The following is an 11,533-nucleotide window of genomic DNA, read 5'->3' as shown; positions in this document are numbered from 1 at the left end:
TTACACTGGTTAAAGCAAACGTTTTTTCAAGCAGGTTAGATAAAAATATCATTTAATTATGAAAATGATAATTGATCTCATTTTTATTTAAGGGCAGAATACGCGGATTCCATTAATCCTATAAATGAATTCGCTCTCTATATGAAATTTACTCATGTTTTTTTAGGGCTCATAGTTACCTCTAGTTTTGGCGCTACTGCCGCTGATGATTTTAACTGGCTGCGAGATGACGCTCGTAAAGATGAGCGAGTTCTTACCTACTTGACGCAGCAAAACCGCAAGACCGAACAGTATCAAAAAAGTTATCAGGCACTGACACAAGATCTGCTGGCACAGTGGGAAACCATGGTGGCAGACAAAGGCGAGCAGCCATGGTCGATTGTGAATGGACGAGAGTGGACGTTAACGCGTCGTGACGGTCGCTACGTGTTGTTATCACGTGCGAGTCAGCATGCACCAGAAAACGCGGTGTTTGATTTCGCTGAGCGACAATCGGCGCATCAATACTATCAACTTGGTCAGTGGCATGTGAGTGGCGATAAACTGCTTTTCACTGAGGATATCGACGGCAGCGAGCAATATCGTGCCGTGGTTGTTGATTTACTCTCAGGCCAATCTTCGGAACTGGCAACACACGTCGATAGTGGTGCACTGTTATCACAAAATGGAAAAATGGCGTACCTTGTGGCAAAGGACAAGCGTACCCAGCGACCTCATCAGATCCTACGTATTTCCACGGAGTCTTTGGTTAAAACAGTAATATGGAATGAGTACAAATCAGATTGGTTACTCTCTTTTTATCGCGCGGCAGATAGCCGTTACGCCGTGCTGCAAAGCAACAACGAGTCAACAACAGAGCAGAAGCTTGTCGATCTAGATACGGGCACCGTCACTGACTCATTGCGAGTGCCAGAAGTGGGCGTGGAATATTACGCAGATGTCGCGAAAGGGCATGTTTACCTCAACAGTAATCTTGAAGGAAAGTTCGCGCTTTACCAAGCCGAACTCACGCCGCTTAGCGCAACATGGCAACGCTTTACCAACCCTAGTGAGCCGCTTGAGCAGTTCTACCTTTATGATGCAGGAGTTGTGGCACTTAGTAAGCCAAACAATGTGTCGACGTTGACGGTGTATTCTTATCAAGGTCAGGAAAAAGTGATAATGCCATTGGAACACGATGGCAATGTCGCTTGGTTGAGCACGTTAGGCGATTTTGAATCAAACAAGATTCGTATCCGAAGCATGTCGATGACCACGCCTCCTCAATGGGAAGAGTTTGATGTAAAAACGCTGACTAAATCTTTGTACTCTCAAGATGCTTACCAAGATTTTGATAGCCAACATTACGTTTCCCAACGAATTTTCATTAAGCACGATGGTGTTTCTGTTCCCGTCTCTTTAGTGTATCGCAAAGACAAATTACACGCTCAATCACCCGTGATGATTTACGGCTATGGCGCATACGGTTTTACGATGAAACCGTACTTTATGCCTCAAGTCATAAGCTTGCTCGACCAAGGCGTGATTTACGCTATCGCCCATGTTCGTGGCGGTGGGTACTTTGGCGATGAGTGGCATGAGCAGGGCCGTGGTGTGCGCAAAGCCAATTCTATTGGCGACTTTGTCGCAGCCGCTAAGACGATGAAAACGTTTGAACGCGGTAATAGAGAGGTTTTCGCCATTGGTTCTAGTGCTGGTGGCACGTTGGTCGCGGGAGCGGTTAATCGAGATCCTAAGTTGTTTTCAGGCGTCGTGCTTAAAGTGCCTTTTGTTGATGTGGTAGCCAGCATGTCGGATACCTCACTTCCGCTGACCACACAGCAGTATGGCGAATGGGGTAACCCAACCAAATCTGAGCAACTGGCACTAATGAAGGCGTACGATCCAATTCTCAACATTCACAAAGACGCTTACCCACCCATGCTGGTTCAAGTCGGTTTGATCGACCAGCGCGTGCCTTACTGGGAAGGTGCCAAGTATCTCGCCAAGGTTTCTGAGCTAAGTGAGCACACCGGGCCGTACTTGTTACAGACCGATTTTAACTCGGGTCATCAAATGGACCCACGACAAGCGCAAGAACAACAAGCAAAAGAATACGCCTTTCTTTTATCACTGATTAATACATCTAAAGCGGAGCAGTAAATGAAGCTTACCCCAGTGTCAGCGGCAGTACTTTCGGTACTAGCTGCCAGCCAAGTGCACGCCAAATCTGACGTTTTCTCTATGGAAGAGGTTGTGGTGACGGCGAATCGGATTGAACAACCTGTGTCTGAAGTAGCAGGCAGCGTTGCGGTTGTCACCAGCGAAGAGATTGAACAAAAGGGCGAAACAGAGCTTTATGATGCGCTGCGTCACGAGCCTGGGGTAAGTGTGTCGGGTGGCGCTGGTCGTCCACAAAACATCACGATTCGGGGCATGACGGGTAATCGCATTATGATCATTCGTGACGGCATTCGCTCTGCAGACGGTTTTGGTGCGAATGACAACAATGACAAAGTGGGCCGCGACACGTTCGATCTATCTAATCTTGAATCATTAGAAGTAGTGAAAGGGGCAAGCTCCTCAGTCTTGGGCTCTGGTGCCATTGGTGGCGCTGTGATTTTAAAATCCAAACAGCCGGGCGAGTTTTTAGAAGATCGTGACTTTTATGTTGACGCCACGGGCACTTATACAGGGATCAGCAATAAATACAAAGGCGCGAGCAATTTGGCATTTCGTTCTGGCGATACGGAAAGCTTGGTCAACGCGGCTTATTGGCAAGGTGAAGAGACGCGTAACTTCAGCCAAGATTTGTACAACCGCGATTTGGATGGTTACAGCGCGTCATACGCCATCAATCATTTCTTCAGTGATGAAGTGATGATCAAAGCGCGTGCCGAACTCTATCGACAAGACCAACAACGCCTTGAAGGTTCGTCATCCATACAAAAAGATGGCAAGTGGCATATCGAAGACTTTGCAGAAGATGAATCGACAGAAGAATACAGTGCATATTTAGGTGCAGAGCTAACGCCGCTTGATCCAGCATGGTTTGAAGAGTTGGATACCAAAGTTTATTGGCGTCATACCGAAGTGGTCACAGACACCAATCGCTTAATGAACTCTACCGACGCCAATGGTCTGTTGATCAAGCGCCGCGAACTTGAGCACAAAACATTTATCGATAGCACCGTCGGTTTGAGAGCGGATTTCAAACAGACGCTTCACGCCTCATCGGCTGAGCACAAGTTAGCGTATGGCGTTGAGATAGCATCAGATTACTACCAACGTGAAGATAATCAGAAAGTCCTCGATTGGACGGGCTCCAACGCATCGCAAAAACAACCCTTTGCCTCTGCACGTGCTTACAACATTGGGCTTTATTTCCGTGACATGATTGAGCTGGAGAAATGGACATTGACTGGCGGTTTGCGTTTCGATGCGCACCGACTTTCACCTGATGGCCAGAATGATATCGGTGGATATCCATTGAAAGATATCGACAGTTCTGAAATTTCACCAAGTTTGTCGATTTCTCGTGAAGTGTTCGAAAACAACCGCGTTTACCTCTCTTACGATCACGGCTATCGAGCGCCAGAATACGATAAGGCGTATGGCTTCGTAAGCCACGACTTTGTGCCGCTGACGCCTTTTGTTATTGCACCAAATATGGATCTAGAGGCTGAAACTTCGGACTCGTTTGAAATCGGTAACAAATTCGATAATGGCCGAGCGCAACTTTACGTTTCTGCGTTTTACAACAAGTTCCAAAACTTCATTGATGTTGTTACCACGGGTCAAGATAACTTCGGCAACTACGTCAAGCAATACCAAAACTTACACGGCGTTGAAACCTACGGCGCGGAGCTTTCTGCTGCGTATGCTTTCACATCGTCTTGGAAGCTAAGTACCAAGCTTGGTTATGTGGACGGAAAGGACGCTGAGGGCGAATACGTTCGTAGCATCACGCCTTTTGAGGGCAATGTTGGGCTGAACTACCAGCAACAAGACTTTAATGCGTTCGCGACGTGGAATTGGGCTGGTTCGATGGATCGTGTGCCGAGTTGCCAAACGTCGCTCGGACAAAAGACAGAATGCGCACAAACAGAGGCATGGAACACGCTCGATCTGGGGGCAAGTTACCAAATCACCAAAGATTTTCGTTTGAGTGCGACCATCATCAACCTGTTCGACAAAGAATACATTCGTTACCAAGACGTTGCTGGCATAGCAGATGAGAGCAAACGCTACTCAACGGAACCAGGTCGTTACTTTACGGTTAACGCGAAGTTCATCTTTTAGTAGGAGCCCAGCATGAAACTCAAACTTTTAGCGCTTTCTCTTGCGTTGGCAGGCGTTCAAGTGACGAACGCTGCGCAGTGGGATTACCCTAGCGCGGCTGTTACGGTCACGAACCAAGCCGAAGCGCTACGCTACTTACAAGCCAATTACGCTAGCGCTGGCGAACTTAAGTTTCGCTATCAAACCCGTTCTCAGCTTGGAGACCATTATAACTTTGATGTGTGGGTCGATGGTCAGTATCAACCGCAACGCACCATTGTGTTGTCGACTAACCAAGACCGCCAAATCGAGCGTATTTTCAAAAGCCTTGAAGATACGGTTATTCGTAATGGCGAGGCGATGCCAGCCGCAGAACTGGAATTGCCTGTTCGATTGGAAGTGACCGAGCCGCCAGCGTTGAGCTCCGGTGAGTTAGTGACGGTTCCCGTCTCAGTGTTTGATCCTGATTTACGTACGATGCAGCAACAAGCTGCGCCTGATTCCGCTTGGAATTCGTTAGAGGATTATCCGCAGCCACTTCAATATGTTGAGAAGCAGATTCAAGTTTTGCAGTCTGACGGCAAGTTCTACCTAGCCAACGAGCGCGTTAAACAGGTGGATGCACTTGCATTACTGCCTACACCTGCGGTAGGTGCGGAGCCCGTACGCGATACAAGCAGTATTTTGCCGCCTGAAGGTGTTCAATCTTTTGCTGATGTAAAAGCGATGCAAAGTGCTCAGCTTGGCGACAATGCCTTTTTGCAGTTGATGGCGTTTTACCATCTTGACAACTCACTGCAGTACTTATCGAGCTTGAGCTATGACTTGTTTGAAGAGCCGCTTCGTTTTGATGGACGAGGTTTAGCGCTAGACAACTCTTCTTACTACACAGGTTCGCGTGCGCTGATGTTAGGCGTTGGCGGAGTATCTCCGGATGCTGCGGATGCAGATGTGATTTTGCACGAGCTAGGACACGGGATTCACTATCAAATTGTTCCCGATTGGGCGTATGGCCACACTGGTGCGATTGGAGAAGGTGTCGGTGATTACTGGGCGGGCAGTGCGAGCTACCGAACACAGTATTTAGATGCGGCTCGCCGTGGTCAGGAATTTGAGATTGATACGGTGTTCAACTGGGATGGCATGTTTGGCGTTCGCCGCGCAACACGCAGTCTCTGGAACCAACGTGCTCGCTACTTTGAAGGAGCGGAATACCGAGCGCATGAAAGTGTTGGTGGTGAATTGGGCGACGAGTTGTGGTCGACACCTTTATTCCAAGCCTTGAAAGCGTCCGTTGCTCGTTTTGGAGATGGTTCGGATCGTGTTTTCCGTGACTTTGACTCGATTGTGCTTGAAGGCATGTACGGCGTGGGTCGTGGTGTGAAAATGCATGATTTGGCGGAGTCCACCGTGTTTGCCGCGACAATGCTTTTCCCTGAAAAAGAGTACGCACAAATTCTGAAAGATAGCTTCGCACAGCATAACTTACTCAAAGTTCCTTTTAACGCCCGATATCAATCTCGTTACATCAACGCTGGGGAAACAGTCGAGTTGACGCTTTCTCACACCGGCCGATCTGCAAGCGTAAAGGGCAATTGGTCACTGAACAACGACACATCGAAAGCGGTCGATGTGCAACTGGCAAACTCGGCCTCTTTCAGTGCCAACTTACCAACGGGGCTGACGTGTGGTGCACCGTTTGAATCTAAAGTTTCAGTGGATTATCAGTTTGCTGAAGGGCTTAAGGCGCAATCTTGGCAAAACGTGACGGCGCTAGTGAATGGTATTCCTCTACTTTTGAATAAGCCCAAGACTATCGAGGATGCGCTCACCGATGCGAGTATTAACTCGCGCGGTCAAGAAGTGCAAGGGAACAAAATTTTTGTTCAAACACTATCAGACAAAACGCAGAAAATTGATGACTCATTTGCCGTTTATCTCGATATCGAACACGCGAATTTAGCGGATTTACACATCACGTTGACGTCGCCACAAGGCCAGTCTGTAGTGCTGTTTAACCATCAGCCGAGTCAATCGGGTGGGTTTACGGGCTATTTCACGGTTCAGCACGATCCACAGCTGCAAGCATTGGTTGGAGAGCCTAGTTGGGGAACGTGGCGACTAGAAGTCTCCGATCGGGTGGTCGGCAACTCGGGCGCACTAAAAGCGTGGGGTGTGAGTCACTTTAACCAGTATCAGTGCGGTGCTGATACCACTTCGAAAAGCAACGGCAATGGCTCGGGTGGGAGTAGCTCACCTTGGGCGCTCTTTGGCTTGCTTGTGCTTTCAATGTTGAGAGTGGTTCGCTCTCGTAATAACGATTCATCAAAAAGAAGATAAGACCTATGAAGTTTCAATATTCTCTCATTGCAGTCTCACTGGCCCTTGTTGGTTGTGGTGGCGGTTTGGTGACGCAACGGCGCCAAGTTACAACGTAGCGGGAACCATTTCTGCGAAAGGTACGTTGTTAGATACACCAGTGTGCATCGACCTCAACCAGAACTTTGTGTGTGATGCGACTGAGCCGAGCACAAAAAGTAATAACGCAGGTGAGTTCTCGATTACCTCGACAAACAAGAACATTTTAACCAGTCCAATTTTGGCTCAGGTTGACCAAGGCGATGAGCTCACACTGAACATGATGACGCCGGGACGTGGTTTGAGCAAAGGTAACGACATTAATGGCGTCACCACATTAATCGCGGCGTTGGTTATTGATGGTAAAACCGTCAGCCAAGCAGAACAAGTTCTAAAAGATTGGCTTGCACATGCTAACGTGAAACTGTCTGGCTCCGTAATGACGGATCCCAATGCGTCTGAGTTGGAATACATCGAGCAAAACACGGTCGGGTTGCTAAGCAAAATGAAGCCAGAACACATCACACTTGGCATGACGACGATGGCGCAAACACTCAGCTATAACGACAAATCTCTCGCGGCGTACTTGTTGAGTGATGCGGAGCTCACTGAGTTAGCGGCCAAGCTGTCTTCTTTATCTGCGCTTGGTTCGGTAGGTAACGATACGGGTACCGTTTTGTATTATACGGTCGCTAAAGGACATTCGAACACAGCGACGCCTCAAGAACTTTTCCCAGGACAAGATGCTGAATTTGGCTTTGACAAGTTAGAGAAGCAGGCGGCGACAGGTAATGGCTTCAAGTTTGTTAAGTTAAGTGTAACGGGCGAGAAGCTAAAAGTGGATGCAACCACTTGGGCTTGTACATTAGATGAGCGTACGGGTTTGGTTTGGGAAAACAAAAGTGCTGACGAAAATTCGCTTCAGTTTAAAGATCGTCTGTTTGTTTACGAATCAGAAGACTTTAAGCCGTTTTCTAAAGACTTGGAACAGGTTGGCTGTGTCAACGCAAGAGATGATATTTGCTCAACTAAGCAATACATTGAGCACATCAACCAGAAATCACTGTGTGGCATCACAAATTGGCGCTTACCGGATTATCAGGAGTTTTATGATGTTCTCGACTTCGGTGAAACAGAGAAAGATGCAAGTGGCGTCGTTTATGGAATGAATGTTAAGTTCTTCCCACAGCAAACGTTAGGTAGTCCTTATTTGGAATACGGTTCGGTTTGGTTCCAGGCGTTTACCTTTACTGAAAATGACAAGGTAAAAACGCCCGAGTACTTAAGAATGCCGTTGGTAACGGTTCGAGGTGCCGACCGTGGACAATCTAGCTCGATTGAGATTTATTCCGATAAAAAAGATCCAACAGCTGATGATTCATACCAATTCCCAATTCGTCTAGTTGCTGAGAAAGGAGAGTAAGATGAAAAAACTTATTACCGCATTATCTCTTGTACTTGTTTCTTACGCGTCGATGGCCGCTCAGGAATGCTCTTTGGATTTTGTGAAGTCAGCGCCGAATTCTCGCTACTTATACTCTGATCTAGGTGTTGTAACTGATTTGAAAACAGGACTCACTTGGATGCGCTGCCCAGTTGGCATGACATGGGATATGGCTCAAAAAGCGTGTTCTGGGGAAGCTCAAAAAGTAACATGGCAAAACGCGCTGCTTACTGCGGAGCAAATTCGGAATGCCTCGGGCAACCATGTGCTACACAATTTTGCAGATAAAAAGCAGTGGCGATTACCGAATATTAAAGAGTTAGTTACGCTCACAGAGCGTGCGTGTTTCCATCCTTCGATGAATGGTACGGCGTTTGAAAGTGCATACTCGCTTGAAACTGGTGATTTAGGTAGCTATATCTGGAGCAACACGCCCGGCACTGACGCTAGACAAATCATGACGTTCGAAAGCGTGAATGGAGATGTTATTGGCTATTCTCCTGAGGCGAACCAGTTTTCAGTGTTGCTTGTCACAGACGAAGATTAATCGACAAGTGGCTGTGAAGACAATGACGTTAAAAAGCTCCGCATTTGCGGAGCTTTTTTCGTATTTCATCCAGTGTTTCGCATGTGTTTACGCCACAATGAGTGATTACACTTGGAACTGTCTTAACTGTTGCTGCTGGTTTTCCGCTAGGCCAGAAAGCTCTTGAGCGGCAGCGGCGGATTGCGTAATGCCAGTTACGTTCTGGCTCACCAGCTCATAGATGTTCGTTAAGTTGTTGTTGATATCAGCCGTGACCTGTTTCTGCTCTTCTGATGCGGTCGCCACTTGAGTGTTGATTGAGTTCAGTTCGGCGATAGCGTTACTGATATTAGCAAGTGATTGGCTAACTTCTTGTGCCAGAGCTTGGTTGTCTGACAGCATGGCTAAGCTAGAGTGCATGCTTTCATTCGCGTGACCAGATTGCTGTTGAAGCTCTTCAATGATGGTCTGGATCTCTTTTGTCGATTCCTGAGTTCGCGCCGCTAGCATACGGACTTCATCGGCCACTACCGCGAAGCCTCGGCCACTTTCGCCCGCGCGTGCAGCCTCGATCGCTGCATTCAGTGCAAGCAGATTGGTTTGCTCAGAAATGCCTTCAATCACTTCGATCACGCGACCAATGTGTTCTGATTGATCTTTTAGCGACGTCACGACGGCAGCGGCTTCGTTGAGTTGCTCCGCCATTTTTTCGCTTGCGCGAGTGCTTTCTTCAAACATGCTCAGGCTTTGTGAGGTCAGCATGCGTGCTTGATTTGATGCGCTATCGGCTTCTTGTGCATTGGTCGACACCTCAGCTGCGGTAGATTCTAGCTGGTTGATCGCCGAAGCCACTTGCTCAACTTCTTGTTTTTCTTGATCCGAATTGACGCTGCTTTGAGTCATAACGGTCGCTAATTCAGTCGATGCTGATGCCACATCTTCACTAATGCGAACTAATGCACTCACTGTTTCACGCAGTTTGTCGATGGTTTGATTTACATCCTGAGCCAGCTGCGACACTTCGTTTTTTCCGATGGCTTCGGCTTTAACCAATAGATTTCCCTTCGCGACTTCTTGCATGGTTCCTTGAAGGTTACGAATCGGTGCAACGATATAGCTGGCTAGTATCCAACTAATAAACGAAGCGGCACTCAAGATCACCGCAAGCGAAACCGCACTGTAGGTGAGCGTGGTTGAATGCTGTTCGCCATTCGCTTCCACTTCATCGGTGACGATTTGATTCAATTGCTTAGACAGGTTGTCGATGGCGTTGATCATTGCTTCGCCAGCCAATCGATATTCTGCCATCGCAGATTCGTACTTTTGATTGAAATCGGATGTGGTGTAGCCAGAAGAGTGTTTGGTGGTGAGCAGAGGTGTCATGGTGACGCGCGTGAAATCAACATAGTGATCCATGGCTTTGCGCATGGCATTCACTTCGGTTTGAACGCCTGGGAGGCTATCGATGGAATTCAGAAAATCGCGGTTTTGGTTTTGTCTATCAGACAGTTCTTGGTTGAGAGATTGGACATCTTCGGATCTAAATAGACTGTAAATGGCTTTGATGCGCATGGCGTAGGTGTTGTCTACGATGGCACTGAGTTCCTCTTTATGAATGATCAGCTTATTGGTGGAAGTGGAAACCTTATTGAATGCTTGGTCGAGCTTGCCGATTCCGACGCTCAATCCAATGACGAGTAATACAACGGTGAATAGAACAGGTAAAAAGACCTGAAGTTTAATAGAAAGCGTACTAAGAAATTGACGCATGATTGACCCTCTATAGTTTTGATTATTATCATTATTATTAATAACCTTAAGGATTCTAATGAATACATTTTTCAAATCAATTACTTACTAATGCCGAATTGTTATGAAATGTAGCAAAATTGAAGGACTTGGCATTTTGTATAGATGTAGAAAGGCGCGGAAGTAAGCGAGGAAATAACACAACCTGAAATGTTGCGGAATTAATATACAGAAATGACAACGTGTCATAGAGGGTTCAACTAAGTGAAACACAACTGTCATATTCAGATTCTAAAGTGGGCACCGTTCAAGTGAAACACAACGGCAATAAAGCCACTTTAAGGAAATTGTGATGAAAAAGACAGTAATCGGTGCAATCGCACTTCTAGGCGCAATGGCAGTGACTCCTGTTTCTGCTAAAGAAACTATCTCTGCAGTGGGTTCTAGCAGCGTAACTCCACTGATGGAAGTTTTCTCTGAAACATACATGAAGACGAACCCGAACGTATTTATCGAGGTTCAAGGCCCTGGCTCTTCAGCTGGCGTTAAAGCGGCGAAAAACGGTTCAGCAGACTTAGGTATGTCTTCTCGTAACCTGAAGGAATCAGAAAAAGAGCCAACACTTGTTGAAGAAGTGGTTGCTCGTGACGGTATCGCGGTTGTTGTTAACCCACAAAACAAGCTAGCAGGTCTAACTGCTGAGCAAGTGACAGCAATCTACAAAGGCGAAGTATCAAACTGGAAAGAAGTGGGCGGCGAAGATAAGCCTATCGTAGCAATCACTCGTGATACCGCTTCTGGTACTCGTGGTGCATTTGAAGACATCATGGCGCTGAAAATGAAAATCTCTGGCAAGAAAGTTTCAGCAATCTCTCAACGTGCTCAAGTTGCTAACGGCAACGGCGCACTTAAAACAATGGTTGCGTCTAACCCATACGCAATCGGCTACATCTCACTAGGTACGGTAGACAACACAGTTAACGCTCTAGCAATCGACGGTGTTGATGCAACAGTTGCTAACGTGAAAAACGGTTCTTACAAAGTAGCTCGCCCATTCCTTGTGCTTTACAAAGAAGGCAAGCCATCTGCAGAAACACAAAAATTCCTAGATTGGATGCTAACTGAAGATGCGCAAAAGCTAGTTGACCAAAACGGTTACATCTCAGTTCACTAATTTATCGGGACTCTTAAGTTTG

At 47.0% G+C, this 11,533-nt stretch carries 6 protein-coding genes and 1 pseudogene; 6 read left to right on the top strand and 1 reads right to left on the bottom strand.

Going from position 1 to position 11,533, the window contains the following annotated elements; translation table 11 throughout:
* Positions 1–141: 141 nt before the first annotated feature.
* The 5 genes and pseudogenes from OU793_RS21645 to OU793_RS21625 all read left to right on the top strand — a co-directional run bounded on the left by OU793_RS21645 (position 142) and on the right by OU793_RS21625 (position 8,609).
* The gene (locus OU793_RS21645) at positions 142–2,142 is read left to right on the top strand and encodes a prolyl oligopeptidase family serine peptidase (RefSeq protein ID WP_140103236.1); all 2,001 of its coding nucleotides are present in this window, start codon (positions 142–144) and stop codon (positions 2,140–2,142) included.
* Positions 2,143–4,281, top strand: a complete 2,139-nt coding sequence (locus OU793_RS21640; RefSeq protein ID WP_140103235.1) for a TonB-dependent hemoglobin/transferrin/lactoferrin family receptor — start codon at positions 2,143–2,145, stop codon at positions 4,279–4,281.
* A gap of 12 nt (positions 4,282–4,293) precedes the next feature.
* Positions 4,294–6,600 (top strand): proprotein convertase P-domain-containing protein, encoded by a 2,307-nt coding sequence (locus OU793_RS21635; protein WP_140103234.1) that lies wholly within the window; start codon positions 4,294–4,296, stop codon positions 6,598–6,600.
* A 5-nt stretch (positions 6,601–6,605) separates the two neighbouring features.
* Positions 6,606–8,041 (top strand): annotated as a pseudogene (locus OU793_RS21630) (DUF1566 domain-containing protein).
* A gap of 1 nt (position 8,042) precedes the next feature.
* Entirely contained in the window at positions 8,043–8,609 is a 567-nt protein-coding gene (locus tag OU793_RS21625) for a DUF1566 domain-containing protein (RefSeq protein ID WP_005462950.1), read from the top strand.
* A gap of 105 nt (positions 8,610–8,714) precedes the next feature.
* Here OU793_RS21625 and OU793_RS21620 read toward each other — a convergent pair whose 3' ends face one another.
* Positions 8,715–10,358, bottom strand: coding sequence for a methyl-accepting chemotaxis protein (locus OU793_RS21620; protein WP_140103232.1), 1,644 nt, complete (start codon positions 10,356–10,358; stop codon positions 8,715–8,717).
* Between the two features lie 331 nt (positions 10,359–10,689).
* Here OU793_RS21620 and OU793_RS21615 point away from each other — a divergent pair, with 331 nt between their 5' ends.
* On the top strand, positions 10,690–11,511 hold the full coding sequence (locus OU793_RS21615; protein WP_005462954.1) for a phosphate ABC transporter substrate-binding protein: 822 nt from the start codon (positions 10,690–10,692) through the stop codon (positions 11,509–11,511).
* The last annotated feature ends 22 nt before the right edge of the window (positions 11,512–11,533 follow it).

The sequence above is a fragment of the Vibrio sp. VP6 genome (assembly GCF_028823755.1).
Taxonomy (GTDB): Bacteria; Pseudomonadota; Gammaproteobacteria; order Enterobacterales; family Vibrionaceae; genus Vibrio; species Vibrio parahaemolyticus.
The sequence above is the reverse complement of the archived record's forward strand: the minus strand, read 5'-3'. Positions and strand labels throughout refer to the sequence as shown.

What these genes read in the sequence shown, in the direction of transcription:
- OU793_RS21615 (WP_005462954.1), top strand. Translation starts at nt 10,690, where the DNA reads ATGAAAAAGACAGTAATCGGTGCAATCGCACTTCTAGGCGCAATGGCA.
- OU793_RS21635 (WP_140103234.1), top strand. Translation starts at nt 4,294, where the DNA reads ATGAAACTCAAACTTTTAGCGCTTTCTCTTGCGTTGGCAGGCGTTCAA.
- OU793_RS21625 (WP_005462950.1), top strand. Translation starts at nt 8,043, where the DNA reads ATGAAAAAACTTATTACCGCATTATCTCTTGTACTTGTTTCTTACGCG.
- OU793_RS21645 (WP_140103236.1), top strand. Translation starts at nt 142, where the DNA reads ATGAAATTTACTCATGTTTTTTTAGGGCTCATAGTTACCTCTAGTTTT.
- OU793_RS21620 (WP_140103232.1), bottom strand. Translation starts at nt 10,358, where the DNA reads ATGCGTCAATTTCTTAGTACGCTTTCTATTAAACTTCAGGTCTTTTTA.
- OU793_RS21640 (WP_140103235.1), top strand. Translation starts at nt 2,143, where the DNA reads ATGAAGCTTACCCCAGTGTCAGCGGCAGTACTTTCGGTACTAGCTGCC.